We start from the raw sequence: 18,481 nt of genomic DNA, 5'->3' as shown, positions 1-18,481 counted from the left end.
CCGTAAAAAGTGGCCGCCATTGTTCCAGCCCTTGTGGGTTTTGTGAACCCGTCAACGCTCAATCAATGGCCATTTCCAGAGTGCCCACCGGCATGCCCGGCGCCCTGCCCCGGGCCTTTGCCGTCATGCCCGGCCTGCTTGCCCTCGGCCTCACGCGCAGCGTTGGCCGCCTTGGCCTTTTCGGCCTCTTTGCCCAACTGGTCGACGGCCGCCAGGTTGCTCTTGCGCACGCTGTCGACAAAGCCCTGGAAAGGTACATCAGTGATCCCCACCAGACCGAAATGACCGTTCTCACCGTCCAGCAGGCGCCCCGTAACCGGCTGGTCCAGATACTGGAACCAATGCACGCCGACAATCGACGGTTCCGCCATGGCCTGCTTGAGGAAATTAGCGTACGCCGCGCCACGGTCTTCTTCCCTGGCCAGTTGCGTCACACCGCCCCAGAACGGCCCACGGTCCGCCGAGCCAAAGTTGAATTCGGTGATCAACACCGGCTTGTCCAGCACGCGCAGGGCGGCGAAGTCATAACCGTCCTGGGGTTTTAGGGTGTACATGTTGAAACTCAGCACATCGCAGTACTGCGCGCAGGACGCCACGGCCTCCGGCGTGCTCACCGCATAACGCCCGCCCAGCAACAGTTGGTTAGGCGCATGCCATTTGAGCGAGTCGGAGATGGTCTTGAAATACGCATCGGCGAAGGTCTTCTGGAAATACTTGAAGTCAGCCTCGATTTCCGGGTGTTCGGGGTTCGGCATCGGCGGCTCAAAACCTGGGTCTTCCATCAGTTCCCAGCCTGCCAGGTGAATGCCCCAGGCTTTCGAAAGGCCTTCTTCATTGCGGTATTTGTCGCGCAATTGCTTGAGGAACGCGCGCTTGGCTGGCACGTCGGTGGTCATGCGCAATGTGCCGTAGGCCAAGGCGTAGCGCGATTTTGGATCGTCACCCGGACCGGCCCAGGCCAGCTCGTTGTCGGCGAAGTAGCCGATCAGCCACGGGTCGTCACGGTGATCGCGGGCCGCAATGGCCACGGCACGTTCGGTGGCCATGGCGAAGCGCGGGTCGAACGGGTCGGGCATGCCACCCCACCAGTCGGTGCCGGTGCTGATGCTGGCGTAATCGCCCACGATCGACAGCGGCAAGGTGTAGGGCACGCGATCAGCGGTGGCCAGGCTTTCGTCGCTCCAGTTACCCACGGTGTTGAAACCCCAGGCTTGCAGGCGGTCGAGGGTGTGGCTCACCCAGCGTTTCTGGTCGAAACCTTCGGTGCCGTAGGTGCGTTCCAGGTTGGCGCCGTAGAAGTCATACCAACGCCCGGCGCCAAAACTGCGACCCTCGCCTGCGCCGTTGCCGGTGCGGTTGTCGGCGCTGCCGTAATACTTGTCGAAGGGCTCACCGGCCTTGGGCAAGGCTGCAAACATCCACTCGCGCCCGGCGACGTAGGTCTGATTGTTATCCGGGGCGACGGTGTTGACGCCCAACGAGTAGAACGGATGGCCCAGCGGGGTTACCAGGTACCAGCGGCCGTCGCGCTTCTCGGTGCGGAAAAACCCACTGGCCTCGAACGCCGGGCCTTTGTTCCAGCCGCCGTATTGATCCAGTGAAGATTTATCCCGCTCTGCCAGCCACCCCTTGAGCTGTTGTTGCTCCTTGGCGGCAGCGGCCTTGAGTTGGTCGTCGCTGCTGACCTTTTCCGGCCAGCGCGCGCGGGTGGACTGGCCATAGGCATCCACCAGTTCGCTGTAGGCGGCCTTGATCACCGGCTCGCTGTCCTGCACGCCAAAGCGCTCCAGCAAAATGCTCTGGGCGGCGTTGGGTTTGATCATCGAGAGGGTTACCGACACCACCTGGCTGCGGTCGATCTCCCCCGCACTGCTGGCCAGCAATACGCGCTGGCCGTCCACGGTGATAGGCATCGGCGGGCCGGCCTTCATGCCCTGGCTCAACGGTGAGTTGGCCTGCAGCGGAACCAGCAGGGTCTGCGCCGGGCCGGCAGGCAGGTCGATGCGGCTGACCAGGGTCTTGCCATCAGCGCTCTGCACCTTGACGTAGAGGGTCAGCGCCCAATCCATGGCACTTTGAATGCGCAGGCTCATCGCTCCGGATTGGGACCAGTCCCACGCGCCGCTTTGCGGGCTGAGGACCAGGCTCGGCTCGGCAGCCGGGTTGAACGTGATGCGGCGCAGCACTTCGCCTTCGGGGGTTTGTTCGGCGTTGTACTGCGGCAGGCTGGCGTCCTGGGTCGCCACCTTGACCACATCGGCAGGCCGGACGAAGTTGAACAGCGTTTGTTGCCCTGCGGGCGCGGCCATCAACGGCGCAGTGAACAGCAGGGCAAACAGGGCGGGCAGCGTGCGAATCATACGAACAAGGTTCTCCCAATCGGCCGGTGAATGGCCTGATGACATAAATCGATAGCAGTGAGATAGACCACGAAGTGGGCGAATTCGCCCACGGTGGCTTAAGAAATTTCGCGCCTGAACGGCGGCAAGGCATTCAGGATAGCCTTGCCATAGCGCTGGGTGACCAAACGGCGGTCGAGCAAGGTGATGGTGCCCCGGTCCTGTTCGGTCCGTAGCAAGCGGCCGCAGGCCTGCACCAGCTTCAGGGACGCATCCGGCACCGAGATTTCCATGAACGGGTTGCCGCCCCGCGCTTCGATCCATTCGGCCAGTGCGGCCTCGACCGGATCATCCGGCACCGAGAACGGGATCTTGGCGATCACCACGTGTTCGCAGTAGGCACCAGGCAAGTCCACGCCTTCGGCGAAACTGGCAAGGCCAAACAGCACGCTGGAATCGCCGCCATCCACCCGCGCCTTGTGCTTGTTCAGGGTTTCCTGTTTGGACAGGTTGCCCTGGATAAACACCTGCTTGCGCCAGTCACGGTCGAGGCCGTCGAACACGTCCTGCATCTGTTTGCGCGACGAGAACAGCACCAGAGTACCTTTGGAGCCCTCCACCAGGTCTGGCAGGTCGCGGATGATCGCAGCCGTGTGGGCCGCCGCATCCCGAGGGTCAGCCTTGAGGTCCGGCACCCGCAACACACCCGCGTCGGCGTGATGGAACGGGCTCGGCACCACGGCGGTAACCGCCTTTTTCGGCAGGCCGGCGCGCATGCGGAAGCGGTCGAAGGTGCCCAGGGCGGTCAGGGTGGCCGAGGTCACCAGGCAACCGTAGGCCACGTTCCACAGGTTGCGGCGCAGCATTTCAGCGGCCAGGATCGGGCTGGCATTGACCTCGATGTCAAACAGCGCGCCGCTTTCCGACAGGGTCAGCCAACGCGCCATGGGCGGGTTGTCTTCCGGGTCTTCGACGGTGAAGGCGGTCCACAGCTCCCAGTTACCCTGGGAACGGGACAACAGGCTGCCGAACAACGGGTACCACTCTTCAGCCTGGTTGCTGGCGATACCGATGTTGACCTCGCCATCCATGCCTTCCTTGAGCAGGTCGGTCAGCCGTGTGAACAAGTCGGTCAGGCGCGAAAAGCCCTTCTTCAACTCGATGCCCATTTCACGCATGTGCTCGGGGATCAGCCCGCCGACGAAGCGGTGACGCGGCCGCTCACGGCCCTCCACGTCTTCGCCGGGCTTGAAGTCGGCCACCTGCTCACAGGCGCTGAACATGAATTGCTGCTGGGTCTTGATCTCCCGCGCCAACTCCGGCACTTGTTCGATCAGCTTGCCCAGGTCGCCGGGCAGAGGGTGCTGGGCGAGCAACTTGGTGAGGTTCTTGGCGGTGGTCTCCAGCCAGTCGGCGGTAGAGCGCAGGCGGGTGTAGTGGGCGAAGTGGCCGATGGCCTTGTCTGGCAGGTGGTGCCCTTCGTCGAATACATAGAGGGTGTCGCGTGGGTCCGGCAAGACGGCGCCGCCGCCCAGGGCCAGGTCGGCCAGCACCATGTCGTGGTTGGTGACGATCACGTCGACCTTGCCCATGCCTTCGCGGGCCTTGTAGAACGCGCACTGGCCGAAGTTGGGGCAATGGCGGTTGGTGCACTGGCTGTGGTCGGTCGTCAGGCGCGCCCAGTCGGAATCTTCGAGGGCGGTGGGCCAGCTGTCGCGGTCGCCGTCCCATTTATTGCCTGCCAGTTTCTCGATCATGCTGGTAAACAGCTTCTGGCTGGCTTCATCTACTTCGATCTTGAAGCCTTCTTCTTCGAACAACTGCGCGGTGGCGGTTTGTGCGTGGCCTTCCTGCAGCAGCACATCGAGCTTGGACAGGCACATGTAGCGGCCACGGCCCTTGGCCAGCGCAAAAGTGAAGTTCAAGCCACTGTTGCGCATCAGGTCGGGCAGGTCTTTGTAGACGATCTGCTCTTGCAGGGCCACGGTGGCGGTGGCAATCACCAAGCGCTTGCCGGCCGCCTTGGCGGTCGGGATCGCGGCCAGGCTGTAGGCCACGGTCTTGCCGGTACCGGTGCCGGCCTCGACGGCCACGACCGCAGGCTCACCCTCGCGGCGACCTTCGTCGTCGGTGTCGATATCCCCGAGGACCTTGGCCACTTCGGCGATCATCAGGCGTTGGCCGTAGCGCGGTTTCAAGCTCTTGGCTTCGAGAAAACGCGAATAGGCGCCCTGGATCGTGGTTTTGAGTTCAGTGCTGATCATGAATAGTCGGGCGCTAAAAACGCTGGATAAATTTTCAGTGGTTCGGATCGGCGGCTATCATACCCCGCTAATGAATCCCGCGCAGAACGGAGTACCACAATGACCGTGTTTAGCCTCGCCTACACCCTGCATGTATTAGCCGCCCTGGTCTGGGTCGGCGGCATGTTTTTCGCCTGGATGATCCTGCGCCCCGCCGCTGTGGCGGCACTTGAGGGCCCTGCCCGACTCAAGCTGTGGGCAAATGTGTTTCAACGTTTTTTCGTATGGGTGTGGATCGCCGTGGCCATTTTGCCGATCAGCGGCATTGGCTTGCTGCAATTGCGCTTCAGCGGGTTTGAGACGGCGCCGCGCTATGTGCAGGTGATGATGGGCTTGTACCTGGTGATGACGGCGCTGTTTATCCGGATCCAGGCGCTGAAATTCCCGGAGTTGCGCGCGGCGGTGGCGGCGGAGGATTGGCCGGCCGGGGCTGCGGTGTTGGGTCAGATCCGCAAGCTGGTGGGGATTAATTTGATCGTGGGGTTGGTGGTGGTGGCGATTGCTTCGGCTCGGCCGATGTTCTGAGGCGATCTTGAGAGGGCTATCGCCGCCAAGCCGGCTCCTACAGTTGATCGTCTATAACCCGTAGGAGCCGGCTTGCCGGCGATGGCGTCTTTACAGGCGCTGAATAGTCACAGCCCCCGCAGGCCCGGCCGGCCCCGGCTGCCCTTCCAAACCTGGACGGCCCTTTTCACCGCCATCGGCACGGTACACCAGGCAACCTTTGGACTGGCCACCACGACCTGGCTTGCCTGCTGTGCCCGCCAAACCGCCCGCACCGCCATCGACCCAGACCTTGATGTGTTCGGCCGGGAAATCCTGCGGCAACTCGACCCGCACCTGCGCGCCTGCTGCACCGGGCAAGCCGTCGCCACCGTTATCGCCATTGGCGCCGCGGCCGGCCGAACCCCAGGTGCAACCCGGATCCACGCCATTGGCGCCATCCAGGCCGGCATAACCCTGGGCACCGGCACCGCCGCGGGCATCCACCGACAACTCATCAGCCGTCAGCGCATTGATGCGCAAGGTCAGGTCGCGTCCCGCCTTGGCCGGGCGTTCGTGGGTGCCGGGGGCGCCACGCGAGGTGATTTGGCTGCCGTGGTCCAGTTGCGCATGGCGTACCTGCAATTGCAGGCCGGTATTGCCCGGTGCGATGGCGATACGTGCTTCACGCCCCAGATGCAGCTCATCCACCGTGACCTGGCTGATCGTCGCCGGAATCAGCAAGGTGCCGTAATCCGCGACGTCCAGGCGTTCCAGTTGCAACACGCTGGTACTGCTGGGCAAGCGCATCAGCGAGTTGCTTTCAACACTGACGGTCTGCGCCAGGGCAATGGGGCTGACCAACAGGGCCAACAGAAAAACCTTACGCATGATTGGCCTCCTTGTTCGTTTCATTAACCGCCGCAGGCGCCGACAGGCCCTGCACGTGGAACATACCCACCAGCAGAATCTGCAAGCGGTCACGCCAGGGATGGGCACGGTGTTTCACGCTGCTGTTGAACAACAGCAACTCCAGCAAATGGGTGAGGAACAACAGACTGCCGGCCAGGCTGACCAACAGGTGGAACGGACTGGCCAGCGGTCGCACTATATTGACCACTACCACGACCCAGAACAGTAACGTCAAAAACTTCCCCAGCCCCCAAAACACCTTCATCCCGCATGCCCCCTTGCCTATTATTCTTTGGGCGCACAGTACCGACTTCTACAGGCGATTTGCCAGTGAAGGTTAAAAAAACTTGATAAAGGGCAGGTATGCCAGCTGTTTCGGCGAGGATCGCCAGCAATGCCCCTGTGACTGGCACAGGGGCAAGGGCTGTCAGCGGTTGATCTGGATTTCCACGCGACGGTTCAGTGCGCGCCCTTCGGCGGTTTTATTGTCGGCCACCGGATGGCTTTCGCCGGCACCGGTTACCGAGACAAAGTTGCTGCGAGGCACGCCGGCACCGATCAAGTAGTCAGTGACCGAGTGTGCGCGTTTTTCCGAGAGTTTCTGGTTGTAGGCGTCTTTACCGACGCTGTCAGTGTGCCCGCTGACCCGCAGTTGCGCGCTTGGGGCCTCTTTTTTCAGGCGGGTCGCGATGGTGTCGAGCTTGGTTTTGTCCGCAGCGGTCAACTTGGCCGAATCGAACTGGAAGTGCACATCGCGGATCACGATGGTTTCTTCTTTAACCACCACCACTTCCTCGACCACCGCTGGCGGCGCCACAGGAGGGCAACCATTGGCATCGACCTGCACGCCTTTTGGCGTACCCGGGCACTTGTCGCGGCTGTCCGGCACACCGTCGCCGTCTTCATCGCCATCGCCGTGTACCCAGCAATAGGCGCCAGCCATGCCACCGATCAGCAGCGCGCCGTAGCCCGCGTAGGCTGAACTTTCAGTGGCGCCGATCGCCGCGCCCGTCACACCACCTACGGCGGCGCACGTGGGCCAGTCGGTTTTCTGCAAGCCTGCGCAACCTGTCAATACTCCGGTTAGCAGAACCAAGGGTAGAGCTGTCCGCATGATGCTCATCTGTTTTCTCCTGAGGGGATCGGCGGGGGCCGATGGGTGGAGTAAAGACGGCTCTTTTCATCTGCGCCACTACGCCGCGCCCCTGTATTCATTGAGGATCGTCGCTCTCGTAGGACTTTTCGCCGCCACCCGCTCTAGGCCCGCACGCTCAGCCGCGCTAGTCTCTACGGTCCTGATGTGAGGATCTGTGATGACCGCCGGTATTTCTTCCCGTACACCCCAGCAAGCCTTGGCTGCCTTGCTCGATCTGCACCAGCCCAAACGCCTGTTGCTGTTGGGTGCCAGCCAGTTTCCGGCGCTGGACGCCTTCCAGGCCGAGCACCCCGACACCGTCGTCGCCATCGCGCCGCCCGGGCCGTTGCCTGAAGCGCTGGCGGCGCAACGTTTTGACCTGGCGCTGGTGGTCGACTGCCTGGAGCACCTGTCAAAACCGCAAGGCCTGACCCTGCTCGGTGGCGTGCGTAACCTCAATGCCAGCCGTATTGCCGCGCTGGTCGACCTGAACGCCTGCGGCTGGAAGGAAACCGACTTCTTCTCCCTGGCCCTGCAGGCCGGCGAGCGTTTCCAGCGCGATGAGCAGGTTCTGACGCTGTTTACCTATGATCTGCTTGACTATAAACAGGTGCCGGACTGGCTCAACGCCCGTTTCTGGGCCAACCCGGAAAACTTCGGAAAGTATTGGTGGTAACCCCGATGAGTACATCCATTTGCCCCTGCGGCAGTGGCAACCTGTTGGATGCCTGCTGCGGCCATTATCACGCTGGCCACCCCGCGCCCTGCGCCACCGCCCTGATGCGTTCGCGCTACAGCGCCTATGTGCTGGGCCTGGTGGACTATCTGGTGGCAACCACCTTGCCGGCACAACAGGCTGGCCTGGACCGCGCAGCCATCGGCGCCTGGAGTGCCCAAAGCACCTGGCTGGGCCTTGAGGTGGAAAGCTCCGAGGTGTTCGGAGGCCAGCCGGAACATGCGTTCGTGACCTTTACCGCTCGCTGGCACGACAGCACCGGTGAACATAGCCACCGCGAGCAGTCCTCTTTCGTACAGAATGATGGGCGTTGGTACTTCATCGACCCCACCGTCGAGGTCAAGGCAGGACGCAACGATGCGTGCCTGTGCGGCAGTGGTCAGAAATTCAAGAAGTGCTGCTCCAGTTACCTCTAAACCCTCTGACAGGAAAAACGCCATGCTCCGGATCTACAGCTTGATGCTGGCGTTGACACTGGGCCTGACCGGCTGCGCCTCGTGGTTCGAAGACGATACGCCGGCGCCCCATGTGTCCCTGGTCAAAGTCGAAGTGGTGCGGGCCAAGCTGCTGGAGCAGAAGTTCAAGCTGTACTTTCGTGTGGACAACCGCGACGACGCCGACCTGACGGTGCGCGGTCTGATCTACAAGGTCACCCTGGACGATTTTGTGCTGACCGAAGGCGAGTCCAACGAATGGCTCACCGTGCCGCCGCGCAGCCACGCGTTCTTCCGGGTGTCGGTGCGTACCAACCTGTGGCCGCAGATACGCGACGTGGTGCAGATGCTGAAAAATCCCACCCAGCCCGTGCCCTATCGCCTGGAGGGAGAGCTGAAAACCGGATTATTCATCGGTAATGACGTGCAGGTGTCCCACAATGGCGAGATAATCCCCGGCGATTTTATTCCGGAGCGACATCGATGACTCAGCAACCCCATGTCCATGGTCCTGACTGCAACCACGATCACGATCACCATGATCACGACCACGGCCATGTCCACGGCCCGAACTGCGGCCACGCTCACCAGGAGCCGGTGCGCAACGCCTTGAAGGACGTTGGCCGCAACGACCCTTGCCCTTGCGGCAGCGCGAAGAAATTCAAGAAGTGCCACGGGGCGTAATGCCCTGACTCAGGCTGTGTAGGAGCTGGCTTGCCTGCGATGGCATCAACTGGGTGTGCCTGATGTACCGAGGTGTCTGCATCGCAGGCAAGCCAGCTCCCACATGGATGGTGTTACAGGTTCAGGGCTTGCGCTGGAACTGCAACACCACTTCCAGCCCCCCGCCTTCCCGATTGCTCAAGCTCAACCGCCCGTCATGCGCCCGCGCAATCGTATGGGCAATGCTCAGCCCCAACCCATACCCGCCCGTCTCGGCATTACGTGAGCCCTCTACCCGGTAAAACGGCTCCATCACCTGTTCCAGCTGTTCCTGGGGAATCCCCGGGCCACGGTCGCTGATGACGATCTTCAGGCTGTCTGTCTGGTCCTCGACCTGCACCACCACTTCACAACCATAACGCACTGCGTTTTCCAGCAAGTTCTGCACGCAGCGCTTGAGGCTGCGGGCGTATCCCGGCAACGGGTGTCTGGCCCGGCCCACGATCGTCACGCTTTGCCCCACATCCTCAAGATCAGCCTGCAGGCTTTGCAGCAAGGCGTTGATGTCGATGTTCTGCCGCGTCTCATTGATTTCGCCGCTGCTGACAAAATCCAGGGTGCTGGAGACCATGTGCTCCATTTCTTCCAGATCGCTGCGAAACCGCTCCTTGGTGCGGGTGTCTTCCAGCATCTCGGTGCGCAGGCGCAGGCGTGTGATCGGTGAGCGCAGGTCGTGGGAAATCGCCGCGAGAAAGCGCGTGCGTTCGGCGATGTTGGCGATCAAGCGTTGCTGCATCGCGTTGAAAGCCTGCGCCGCGCGGCGGACTTCGGTGGGGCCGTCCACCGACAGCGGCGGGCGCTGGATATCACGCCCCAACGCCTCGGCCGCCTTGGCCAGGGCATTGAGCGGGCGGATCGCCAGGCGTACAGCCACCAGGGCGATCACCACCAGCACCAACACCCGCAGCAAATAGATGCGCATCACATAGTCGAACAGCAGGTCCAGCGGCGACGTGCTGGTCCAGCCCTGCTCTTCACTCGCATCCACCTGCAACCAGCGCCCATCGGGCAAGCGCAGGTCAATCAGGAATTGCCCCACCACCGGCTTGGAGCCAAGCAGGGTCGACAGCCCGGCGGTTTGCCCTTCGCCATCCACCAGGGACAGGCGCAACAGGATCAGGGTCTGGGCGTAGCCGGTTTTCTCCGACAACACCTTTTTGATCAGGCGCTCGGTGGGTCGGTCGCTGTCGGTGAGGGTGCTGGGCGTGCTGCTGGCCTGGTCGCTCACGGTGAGGCGAAAGTGCGGCGTGTTGAGCAGTTTGATCAACTGGTCCGCCTGCTGCGGATCGCTGTGCACCAGGCGCACCACGTCGGCCAGGCGCGTCGCGATCAACCGCGCGGGAATTTCCAGCACCTGGCCATGACGACGGTCGTACCAGATGCTGCTGGTCAGGGCCTGGGCCGCGAGCATGCCGCTGACCAGAATCAGCACCAGCCGCCCGAACAGCGAACGCGGCAGCAGTCTCACGAGCCCAGCACCACATCGTCGGCGGTGAGCATGTAACCCTCGTTGCGCACGGTCTTGATCAGCCCGGCCGGCAGTTGGGAACGCAGGCGGCTGACGCACACGTCGATGGAGCGGTCGAACGGCGTGCTGTCCTTGTCGAACACGTGGTTGAGCAAAAAGTCGCGACTCAACGGGCGGTTGGGGTGCTGCAACAACAGGCGCAGCACGCGGTAGTCCGAATTGCCCAGGCTGACCACTACACCGTCCGGGGTGAGCAGTTGCCGCGCCCGTGTGTCGAGCTGCCAGCCGGCGAAACAGATACTCGGTGCTTCATCCAGCCGTGCACGGTCCGGGAAACTCTGCACCCGGCGCAGCACCACTTTGATGCGCACCAGCAATTCACGCGGGTCGAAGGGTTTGGGCAGGTAATCGTCGGCACCGATTTCCAGGCCGACGATACGGTCGATCAACGAGCCCTTGGCCGTGAGCATCACCACCGGCGTGTTGGAACTCACCCGCAGTTCACGGCACAGGCTCAGACCGTCTTCGCCAGGCAGCATCAGGTCGAGCACGATCAGGTCGATCACATTCAGCGCCAGGCGGCGGCGCATTTCCTTGCCATCGGCGGCGGTGGACACCTGGAAGCCGGCGTCGCTCAGGTAGTCGCAGAGCAGTTGGCGGATTTGCGGGTCGTCATCGACGATCAACAAGTGGTCTTGCTTGGCCATGGGCAGTCGGTCCGAAAACTCAAAACGCAGGAGATAGCCGAAAGTTCAGCCAGCAGTACGCGCAAATGTAATGGAATGTTGTGGGAAACGATAATCACGCATCAGCGATACAAACCCAGGGCATGGCAGGGGAAATCGCTCTTTAGACTACCGAACCTAAATGAGAGTAATTGTAATTTAGACTCGGAACTCGCCTATGTCACTGCCCACACCTCGCAGCCACACGCTGCACACCACCCTGGCGCCGATGTTCGGTCTGCTGGCTGCCGGTAGCGTTGCCCCGACGGCCTGGGCCGATGCGCCCGCTGCCGCGACCAACGACTCGGTGCTGAGCCTGCCGGAAATCAAGGTGGATGGCGAAGCCACTTCCACCTTCAAGGTCGACCGGGTGACCTCCGCCAAGATCAGCCAGCCACTGCTGGATGCACCGCAAAGCGTGACCATCGTGCCGCAACAGGTGCTCAAGGAGCAGAATGCGCAGACCTTGCAGGAAGTGCTGCGCAACGTGCCAGGCATTACCTTTATGTCGGGCGAAGGCAACCTGGGCTGGGGCGACCTGTTTTCGATTCGTGGTTTTTCGTCCGAGCAAAGCCTGACCGTCGATGGCGTGCGCGATGCGGGCATGTCCACGCGCACCGACACCTTCAACCTGCAACAGGCTGAAGTGTTCAAGGGCACCGGGTCGATTGAATCCGGGGTGTCCGCGGTGGGCGGCAGCGTCAACCTGGTGAGCAAAGAAGCGCACTTGGGCGACGCCAATAAAGTCTCGGCCGGGATCGGCACCGACAGCTACCGCCGCCTCACCGCCGACCTGAACAAACAGATCAACGACACCACCGCCGTGCGCCTCAACCTGATGAAGCACTACAACGGGGTGGCCGAGCGCGACGACGTGGACTACGACCGCTGGGGCATCGCCACCTCGTTCGGCTTCGGCCTGGGCACCGACACGCGGTTCTTCGTCGACACCTTCTATCAGAAAGACACCAACACCCCGGACGGCGGCGTGCCGATCCAGCGTGGGACGAATGGCGACCGCATGCCGGGCGTGAAGCGCTCGAACTGGTACGGCGACTCCAGCCTCTACACCCAGCAGAACGAAACCACCTCGCTGACTGCCCGTTTCGAACACGATTTCGACTGGAACGAAGCCAACCTGCGCAACCAGACCCGCTGGGAACGCAGCGACAACTTCGCCGTGCTCTCCCCGGCGCGGTTCTTTGCCGCCAATGCCAACGGCCAGAAAACCTGTTCCGGCACGCGCTGTGCGACCTTGGGCTACACCGGTGTAGGCCCGATCAGCCAAGTACCGGGTAGCACGGTCAATGCCTACACCGACTACGTGAACAACAGCAACACGGCCTACGGCATCCTGCGGGGCAGCGATTTCGGTTTGTCCAAGCGCTACACCATCCTGGATAACCAGACCGACTTCAGCTTCAAGTTCAACACCGGCAGCCTGCAGCACGCGGTGGTGTCAGGCCTTGAGTTCTACCACGAGACCTACGGCGGCCTGAAACGCAACGCCGAAGTGCCGGCCGGCAACATGTTCTTCGACATGAGCGACCCAAGCCACAGCTTCGCCAGCACCTATGTGACCAAAGGCGAAGGCGACCCGCGCTCGGTGATCGACAACGCCGGCATTTATGCAGGCGACACGGTCACCCTCAACGACCAGTGGCAAGTGCTCGGTTCGCTGCGCTACGACAACTGGCGCGCCCAGACCACCCAGCGTGGCCAGGCAGATATCAGCAGCACCGATGGCGCCGTCAGTGGTCGCGTCGGCGCGGTGTACAAGCCGTTGCCTAATGGCAGCATCTATGTGTCCTACAGCGAAGCGGCGCAACCGTCGGCATTGGGTGCGTCCACCAACAACCAGATCTACGGTTCGGCCACCACCAGCAACTACAGCCCGGCCAAGTCCAAGACCTATGAAATGGGCACCAAGTGGGACATTGCCCACGACATGCTCAACGTGACGGCGGCGATCTTCCGTACCGAACTGGACAACGCCTGGGAATACCAGGACGGCGAGTCCGCCCCGGTCCGCGCCCTGCCCGCCAAACGCGTAGACGGCGTGGAGCTTGGCCTGCAAGGCAACATCACGCCGCGCTGGACCGCCTACACCGGGTTCTCGGCGCTCAAGAGCACCCAGACCAAAGGCATCAACAAAGGCGCCGAAGCCAAGAACGTGCCCGACCTGACCGCCAACCTCTGGACCACCTACGCCGTCACCGACGCCCTGAGCCTCAGCTACGGCGAGCAATACGTGGGCCGTCGTCGCTACAGCGACAACAAATACGTCGGCGGCTTGAACAACAACAGCAGCTACGCCAACGGCCCGTCCGGGGTGAATGCCATTTATGTACGCGACAACGAAAAGGCCCCCGGCTACTGGCTGAGCAACGTGGCGGCGCAATACAAGGTGAACAAGGACACCACGGTCAACCTCAACCTCAACAACGTGTTCAACAAGTTCTATTACAGCCAGGTCGGCGCGTCCCTCGACGGCTTCCAGTTGTACGGCATCCCCGGGGCCGGGCGCACCCTCACCGCCAGCGTCGACTATGAGTTCTGACCGGTGCTGATCGAAATCCCGGGGCTGCTCAGCCCCCGTGAAGTCGAGACCATCGCGGCCGCTTTGCTCGATCAGCCGTGGGTTGACGGCAAGGTGACCGCCGGGCAGCGCTCGGCCCTGGCGAAAAACAACCGGCAGTTGCCGGAAGATTCGCCGACGGCCATCCGTGTGGGTGAGCAGATTCTGGCGCGGCTGTCGGACAACGCGCTGTTCATGTCCGCCGCCCTGCCCAAGCGCATCTACCCGCCGCTGTTCAACCGCTACAGCGGCGGCGAGGCCTTCGACTGGCATATCGACAATGCCATTCGCGGCCTCAAGGGTGTGCGCGAACGGGTACGCACTGACATCTCCGCCACGTTGTTCCTGGCCGACCCGGCCAGCTACGACGGTGGCGAACTGGTGATCCGCGACACCTTCGGCGAACACGCGGTGAAGCTGCCCGCCGGCCACCTGCTGATCTACCCCGGCAGCAGTCTGCACAAGATCAACCCCGTCACCCGTGGTGAGCGCCTGGCCAGTTTCTTCTGGATCGAAAGCCTGGTGCGCGAAGACAGCCAGCGCCAACTGCTGCTGGACATGGACGTGGCGATCCAGACCCTCACCGCGCAACACGCCGACCACCACGCGCTGCTGCAACTGAGCGGCGCTTATCACAACCTGCTGCGGCGCTGGAGCGATGTCTGATGCGCCGCCTTCACCTGGAGTCCTTGCCATGTTGAAACCCCGAAACGCGCTCAAGCTCGGCGTGCTGTTCGCCGCGCTGGTCCTGGGCCATGCCGAAACCGCCGCCGCCCATGAAGTCACCGACGTGCTGGGCCGCAAGGTCGAAGTGGCCGACAACGTCAAGCGTGTGGTCCTCGGCGAAGGCCGGCTGATTTCCGCCTTTGCCTTGCTCGACAAGGAGGCGCCGTTCCAGCGCATCGTCGGTTGGCAGAACGACTTGAAGCTGCTGGACCAGCACACCTACAACGCCTACGTGGCGAAATTTCCGACGGTGAAAGACATCCCGCTGATCGGCCAGGCGTCGGAGCAAAGCGTCAGCGCCGAGGAAATTCTTTCGCTCAAACCTGACCTGGCGGTGTTCAGCATTTCCGGCCACGGCCCCACCGAACACAGCCCGGTCGCCGATGTGCTGGCCAAGGCGGGCATCCCGGTGTTGTTCGTCGACTTCCGCATCAACCCGGTGCAAGGCACCCACACCAGCATGACCGCGCTGGGTGACGCGCTGGGCCGTGAAGCCCAGGCCAAGGCGTTCCTGGACTTCTATGACCAGCACATCAAGGTCATCACCGACGCCGTCGCCACCTTGCCTGCGGGCCCGCGCCCGAGCGTGTTCCTCGAACTGCTGGCCGGTGCCTGGCAGGCGCCGGGGCACACCACCGGCAAGAGCGGCATGGGTGAAGTGATCAAGCTGGTGGGCGGGCGCAACATCGCCGCCGATGTGGTGCCGGGTGCGCTGGGGGACATCAGTGTCGAGTACGCGTTGAAGGCTGATCCGGATGTTTACGTCGCCACGGGTAACCACAAGCCGGGGCTGATCCTGGGCGCTGGTGTGAGCACCGACGAAGCACGTGAAGCGTTTGACCGGGTGCTGGCTCGTCCGGAATTCGCCAACCTGCGTGCGATCCGCGCAGGCAATGCCCACGGCCTGTGGCATGACTTCTACAACTCGCCGTACAACCTGCTGGCCATCGAGTCGTTGGCCAAATGGGTACACCCCGAGTTGTTCGCCAAGCTGGACCCGCAGGCGACCATGGAAGCAATTAACCAACAATTCCTTGGCATGCCGTTACAGGGTGCCTATTGGATCGACGCTAAATCCAAGTAACCCCGCCCCCCTGTTGAAATGCGTTCATTGTGGGAGCTGGCTTGCCTGCGATAGCGGTCTATCAGCCACCCCATTTGGTGGCAGATGCACCGCTATCGCAGGCAAGCCAGCTCCCACATTTTGACCTTCTTCGTTTTCACAACTGTGTGAGCCACATGACCACTCAAACCCTCGACCTCGCCAGCGCCACCCAGGGCTACCGCCGCCTGCTGGCGCGGCGTGCCTGGCTGCTGGCGTTACTGGGCAGCGCGCTGGTCTGCGCCATCCTCGTGGACCTGGCCAGCGGCCCGTCGGGCATGGGCCTGCTGGCGCTGCTCGACGGCATTTTGCACCCCTCCCACCTGAGCGCCACCGACCAGGTGATCATCTGGAACGTGCGCCTGCCCTACGCCTTGATGGCGGTGCTGGTCGGTTGCGCGTTGTCGCTGGCCGGGGCCGAGATGCAGGCCATCTTGAATAACCCGTTGGCCAGCCCCTTTACCCTGGGCGTGTCCTCGGCAGCGGCGTTGGGCGCGTCTCTGGTGATTGTGTTTCCGGTGACCACCGTGTGGGTCTCGACCAATACCGCCATCTCTATCTCGGCGTTTATCTTCGCTGCCGCCTCGGTGTTTTTGCTGCAAGCCATGTCGCGCCTGCGCGGTGCCGGGGTTGAAAGCCTCGTGCTGTTTGGTATCGCTCTGGTGTTCAGTTGCAACGCGGTGGTGGCCCTGCTGCAGCTGGTCGCCACCGAAGATGTGCTGCAACAGCTGGTGTTCTGGACCCTGGGCAGCGTGACCCGGGCCAACTGGGACAAGCTCGGCATTCTGGCCTTGGTGGTTGCCGTGGTCATGCCGTTTTCCTTCACTGCCGCACCGCGCCTCACGCTGCTGCGCATGGGCGAGGACCGCGCGCAAAGCTTCGGCGTGGATGTGAAGCGTCTGCGATTTTTCTCGTTGCTGCGTATCAGCCTGCTGTCGGCGACCGCCGTGGCGTTCGTAGGCACCATCGGTTTTATCGGCCTGGTGGGTCCGCATATCGCGCGGATCCTGGTGGGCGAAGACCAACGCTTCCTCCTTCCGGCCAGCGCCCTGACCGGCGCGTTGCTGCTGTCGCTGTCGTCCATCGCCAGCAAGCTGATCATGCCCGGGGTGATCGTGCCGGTGGGCATTGTCACGGCCTTGGTGGGCGTGCCGATTTTCGTGGTGCTGGTGTTCAAGCGTGGGAGGCAGTTATGAGTGCAGGGTTATCGGTACACAACGCCAATGTGAGTTACGGGCGCCGGCAGATCGTGCACGACCTGAACCTGCCCACCCTGCCCCACGGCAGCCTGACCGCCTTGATCGGGCCCAACGGCGCCGGCAAATCCACCTTGCTGCGCGCCGTGGCCGGGCTGGAAAAGATGCAGGGCGTTGTACGATTGGGCGACCTGGACCTGTCAGCCATGTCGGTGGCCGAGCGCGCACGGCGCGTCACCTACATGCCGCAAAACCTGCCGCCCGGCCTGAGCCTCAGCGTGATGGAAAGCGTGATTGCCGCCTTGCGCGTGGCCAATACCGACGGCGTTCCCCTGTCCAATGCCGCCTGCCTGCGCGAAGCCTTTGAGGCGTTGCAGCGCATTGGCATCACGCATTTGGCCGATCAACTGTTAAGCACGTTGTCCGGTGGCCAGCGCCAATTGGTCAGCCTTGCCCAACTGATCGCGCGTCGCCCCCAGGTGATGTTGCTCGACGAACCCACCAGCGCCCTGGACCTCAACTACCAATTGAAGGTGATGGAGTGCGTGCGTTCACTGGTGCGTGAGCACAACTTGATCGCCGTGGTGGTGCTGCACGACATCAACCTCGCCGCGCGTTTTGCCGACCGTATTGCGGTGCTGCGCCAAGGCCGCTTGTACGCCAGCGGTACAGCGGATGCGGTGCTCGACCCGCTGATGTTTGCCGAGGTGTACCGCGTGCAGGTGCGCATCGAGCGCTGTTCGCAGCAGTCGTTGCAGGTGCTGGTGGACGGTGCTGTGTGATTCGCTTCTAAGGGTATGCACAAATGTTTCATTGAATTTTCGTCGGTGGAACATTACCTATACCTACAGGCATTCGCTCAAGCATCACCACCTTTGGAGAGCTTCATGATCGACCTGTATTACTGGACTACCCCCAACGGTCACAAAGTATCGCTGTTCCTGGAAGAAGCCGGCCTGCCCTATAAGGTGCACCCGATCAATATCGGCCAGGGCGACCAGTTCAAACCCGATTTCCTGAAGATCGCTCCCAACAACCGCATCCCGGCCATCGTCGATCAACACCCGATCGACGATGGCGCGCCGATTTCGCTGTTCGAGTCCGGCGCCATCCTGCTGTACCTCGCGGAAAAAACCGGCCAGTTCATTCCCAAAGACCTGCGCGGTCGCCAGGAAACCCTGCAATGGTTGTTCTGGCAAATGGGCGGGTTGGGGCCAATGGCCGGGCAAAATCACCATTTCAGCCAGTTCGCGCCTGAGAAAATTCCTTACGCCATCAAACGCTACGTAGACGAAACCGCCCGCCTGTATGGCGTGCTCGACCGCCGCCTGGCGGATCGTTCCTTCGTGGCGGGCGAGGACTACAGCATTGCCGACATGGCGATCTACCCATGGATCGTTTCCCACAAATGGCAGAGCCAGCGGTTGGAAGACTTCCCCCATCTGCACCGCTGGTTCAACAGCATCAAGGAGCGGCCGGCGACGGTTCGGGCCTATGAACTGGTGCAGAAGGTCAACCCACCCAAAGCCTGACCCCACCACTCTGTAGGAGCCGGCTTGCCGGCGATGGCGTTAGACCTGCCGCCATCCCTGCTGTGGCTGACGGCCTCATCGCCGGCAAG

18 protein-coding genes are annotated in these 18,481 nt (G+C 62.4%); 11 read left to right on the top strand and 7 right to left on the bottom strand.

Translation table 11 applies throughout. The features are described 5' to 3' along the window. Positions 1 to 62: 62 nt before the first annotated feature. Positions 63 to 2,360: a beta-galactosidase gene (locus tag HX792_RS03210; protein WP_176994737.1), complete on the bottom strand. Its 2,298-nt coding sequence runs from the start codon at positions 2,358 to 2,360 to the stop codon at positions 63 to 65. 98 nt (positions 2,361 to 2,458) lie between these two features. After that, a complete protein-coding gene (gene dinG, locus HX792_RS03205) occupies positions 2,459 to 4,603 on the bottom strand; it encodes an ATP-dependent DNA helicase DinG (RefSeq protein WP_176994736.1) in 2,145 nt (714 codons plus the stop codon). 99 nt (positions 4,604 to 4,702) lie between these two features. Here dinG and HX792_RS03200 point away from each other — a divergent pair, with 99 nt between their 5' ends. Next, on the top strand, positions 4,703 to 5,167 hold the full coding sequence (locus HX792_RS03200; RefSeq protein ID WP_176994735.1) for a CopD family protein: 465 nt from the start codon (positions 4,703 to 4,705) through the stop codon (positions 5,165 to 5,167). Positions 5,168 to 5,257: 90 nt separating this feature from the next. On the opposite strand, the gene HX792_RS03195 is transcribed toward HX792_RS03200, so the two are convergent. The 3 genes from HX792_RS03195 to HX792_RS03185 form a co-directional block, all read right to left on the bottom strand. Next, complete coding sequence (locus HX792_RS03195; RefSeq protein WP_176994734.1) at positions 5,258 to 6,016, bottom strand: collagen-like protein; 759 nt, start codon at positions 6,014 to 6,016, stop codon at positions 5,258 to 5,260. After that, positions 6,009 to 6,302: a DUF1145 domain-containing protein gene (locus HX792_RS03190; protein WP_176994733.1), complete on the bottom strand. Its 294-nt coding sequence runs from the start codon at positions 6,300 to 6,302 to the stop codon at positions 6,009 to 6,011. Before HX792_RS03190 ends, HX792_RS03195 begins: the two co-directional genes overlap by 8 nt. Before the next feature lie 162 nt (positions 6,303 to 6,464). Then, a complete protein-coding gene (locus HX792_RS03185) occupies positions 6,465 to 7,160 on the bottom strand; it encodes an OmpA family protein (RefSeq protein WP_176994732.1) in 696 nt (231 codons plus the stop codon). Between the two features lie 190 nt (positions 7,161 to 7,350). Here HX792_RS03185 and HX792_RS03180 point away from each other — a divergent pair, with 190 nt between their 5' ends. Genes HX792_RS03180 through HX792_RS03165 form a run of 4 tightly spaced genes read left to right on the top strand, consistent with a single transcriptional unit; the run spans position 7,351 to position 9,026 of the window. Beyond that, positions 7,351 to 7,848, top strand: a complete 498-nt coding sequence (locus tag HX792_RS03180; RefSeq protein ID WP_176994731.1) for a DUF6231 family protein — start codon at positions 7,351 to 7,353, stop codon at positions 7,846 to 7,848. Between the two features lie 5 nt (positions 7,849 to 7,853). Continuing rightward, positions 7,854 to 8,324 (top strand): YchJ family protein, encoded by a 471-nt coding sequence (locus HX792_RS03175; RefSeq protein WP_176994730.1) that lies wholly within the window; start codon positions 7,854 to 7,856, stop codon positions 8,322 to 8,324. 22 nt (positions 8,325 to 8,346) lie between these two features. Next, positions 8,347 to 8,829, top strand: coding sequence for an LEA type 2 family protein (locus HX792_RS03170; RefSeq protein WP_176994729.1), 483 nt, complete (start codon positions 8,347 to 8,349; stop codon positions 8,827 to 8,829). Then, on the top strand, positions 8,826 to 9,026 hold the full coding sequence (locus tag HX792_RS03165) for an SEC-C metal-binding domain-containing protein (protein ID WP_026136698.1): 201 nt from the start codon (positions 8,826 to 8,828) through the stop codon (positions 9,024 to 9,026). The genes HX792_RS03170 and HX792_RS03165 overlap by 4 nt, the downstream gene beginning before the upstream one ends. 121 nt (positions 9,027 to 9,147) lie before the next feature. On the opposite strand, the gene HX792_RS03160 is transcribed toward HX792_RS03165, so the two are convergent. Continuing rightward, on the bottom strand, positions 9,148 to 10,533 hold the full coding sequence (locus HX792_RS03160) for an ATP-binding protein (protein WP_176994728.1): 1,386 nt from the start codon (positions 10,531 to 10,533) through the stop codon (positions 9,148 to 9,150). Next, complete coding sequence (locus HX792_RS03155) at positions 10,530 to 11,240, bottom strand: response regulator (protein WP_176994727.1); 711 nt, start codon at positions 11,238 to 11,240, stop codon at positions 10,530 to 10,532. The genes HX792_RS03160 and HX792_RS03155 overlap by 4 nt, the downstream gene beginning before the upstream one ends. A 196-nt stretch (positions 11,241 to 11,436) precedes the next feature. Between HX792_RS03155 and HX792_RS03150 the strand changes: the two genes are divergently transcribed. The 6 genes from HX792_RS03150 (at position 11,437) to HX792_RS03125 (ending at position 18,392) form a co-directional block, all read left to right on the top strand. Further along, positions 11,437 to 13,818, top strand: coding sequence for a TonB-dependent siderophore receptor (locus HX792_RS03150; protein ID WP_176994726.1), 2,382 nt, complete (start codon positions 11,437 to 11,439; stop codon positions 13,816 to 13,818). Positions 13,819 to 13,821: 3 nt separating this feature from the next. Further along, positions 13,822 to 14,502 (top strand): Fe2+-dependent dioxygenase, encoded by a 681-nt coding sequence (locus HX792_RS03145; protein WP_176994725.1) that lies wholly within the window; start codon positions 13,822 to 13,824, stop codon positions 14,500 to 14,502. A gap of 28 nt (positions 14,503 to 14,530) precedes the next feature. Next, positions 14,531 to 15,646, top strand: coding sequence for an ABC transporter substrate-binding protein (locus tag HX792_RS03140; protein ID WP_176994724.1), 1,116 nt, complete (start codon positions 14,531 to 14,533; stop codon positions 15,644 to 15,646). Positions 15,647 to 15,801: 155 nt separating this feature from the next. Further along, complete coding sequence (locus tag HX792_RS03135; RefSeq protein WP_176994723.1) at positions 15,802 to 16,860, top strand: iron ABC transporter permease; 1,059 nt, start codon at positions 15,802 to 15,804, stop codon at positions 16,858 to 16,860. Then, a complete protein-coding gene (locus HX792_RS03130) occupies positions 16,857 to 17,642 on the top strand; it encodes an ABC transporter ATP-binding protein (protein WP_176994722.1) in 786 nt (261 codons plus the stop codon). Before HX792_RS03135 ends, HX792_RS03130 begins: the two co-directional genes overlap by 4 nt. A gap of 105 nt (positions 17,643 to 17,747) precedes the next feature. Continuing rightward, a complete protein-coding gene (locus HX792_RS03125) occupies positions 17,748 to 18,392 on the top strand; it encodes a glutathione S-transferase N-terminal domain-containing protein (RefSeq protein ID WP_176994721.1) in 645 nt (214 codons plus the stop codon). Positions 18,393 to 18,481 lie beyond the last annotated feature (89 nt).

Origin of the sequence: Pseudomonas sp. B6002 (assembly GCF_013385985.1) — a bacterium.
GTDB lineage: Bacteria > Pseudomonadota > Gammaproteobacteria > Pseudomonadales > Pseudomonadaceae > Aquipseudomonas.
This window is presented reverse-complemented; position numbering and strand designations above follow the sequence as displayed.

What these genes read in the sequence shown, in the direction of transcription:
- HX792_RS03210 (WP_176994737.1), bottom strand. Translation starts at nt 2,360, where the DNA reads ATGATTCGCACGCTGCCCGCCCTGTTTGCCCTGCTGTTCACTGCGCCG.
- dinG (WP_176994736.1), bottom strand. Translation starts at nt 4,603, where the DNA reads ATGATCAGCACTGAACTCAAAACCACGATCCAGGGCGCCTATTCGCGT.
- HX792_RS03200 (WP_176994735.1), top strand. Translation starts at nt 4,703, where the DNA reads ATGACCGTGTTTAGCCTCGCCTACACCCTGCATGTATTAGCCGCCCTG.
- HX792_RS03195 (WP_176994734.1), bottom strand. Translation starts at nt 6,016, where the DNA reads ATGCGTAAGGTTTTTCTGTTGGCCCTGTTGGTCAGCCCCATTGCCCTG.
- HX792_RS03190 (WP_176994733.1), bottom strand. Translation starts at nt 6,302, where the DNA reads ATGAAGGTGTTTTGGGGGCTGGGGAAGTTTTTGACGTTACTGTTCTGG.
- HX792_RS03185 (WP_176994732.1), bottom strand. Translation starts at nt 7,160, where the DNA reads ATGAGCATCATGCGGACAGCTCTACCCTTGGTTCTGCTAACCGGAGTA.
- HX792_RS03180 (WP_176994731.1), top strand. Translation starts at nt 7,351, where the DNA reads ATGACCGCCGGTATTTCTTCCCGTACACCCCAGCAAGCCTTGGCTGCC.
- HX792_RS03175 (WP_176994730.1), top strand. Translation starts at nt 7,854, where the DNA reads ATGAGTACATCCATTTGCCCCTGCGGCAGTGGCAACCTGTTGGATGCC.
- HX792_RS03170 (WP_176994729.1), top strand. Translation starts at nt 8,347, where the DNA reads ATGCTCCGGATCTACAGCTTGATGCTGGCGTTGACACTGGGCCTGACC.
- HX792_RS03165 (WP_026136698.1), top strand. Translation starts at nt 8,826, where the DNA reads ATGACTCAGCAACCCCATGTCCATGGTCCTGACTGCAACCACGATCAC.
- HX792_RS03155 (WP_176994727.1), bottom strand. Translation starts at nt 11,240, where the DNA reads ATGGCCAAGCAAGACCACTTGTTGATCGTCGATGACGACCCGCAAATC.
- HX792_RS03150 (WP_176994726.1), top strand. Translation starts at nt 11,437, where the DNA reads ATGTCACTGCCCACACCTCGCAGCCACACGCTGCACACCACCCTGGCG.
- HX792_RS03140 (WP_176994724.1), top strand. Translation starts at nt 14,531, where the DNA reads ATGTTGAAACCCCGAAACGCGCTCAAGCTCGGCGTGCTGTTCGCCGCG.
- HX792_RS03135 (WP_176994723.1), top strand. Translation starts at nt 15,802, where the DNA reads ATGACCACTCAAACCCTCGACCTCGCCAGCGCCACCCAGGGCTACCGC.
- HX792_RS03130 (WP_176994722.1), top strand. Translation starts at nt 16,857, where the DNA reads ATGAGTGCAGGGTTATCGGTACACAACGCCAATGTGAGTTACGGGCGC.
- HX792_RS03125 (WP_176994721.1), top strand. Translation starts at nt 17,748, where the DNA reads ATGATCGACCTGTATTACTGGACTACCCCCAACGGTCACAAAGTATCG.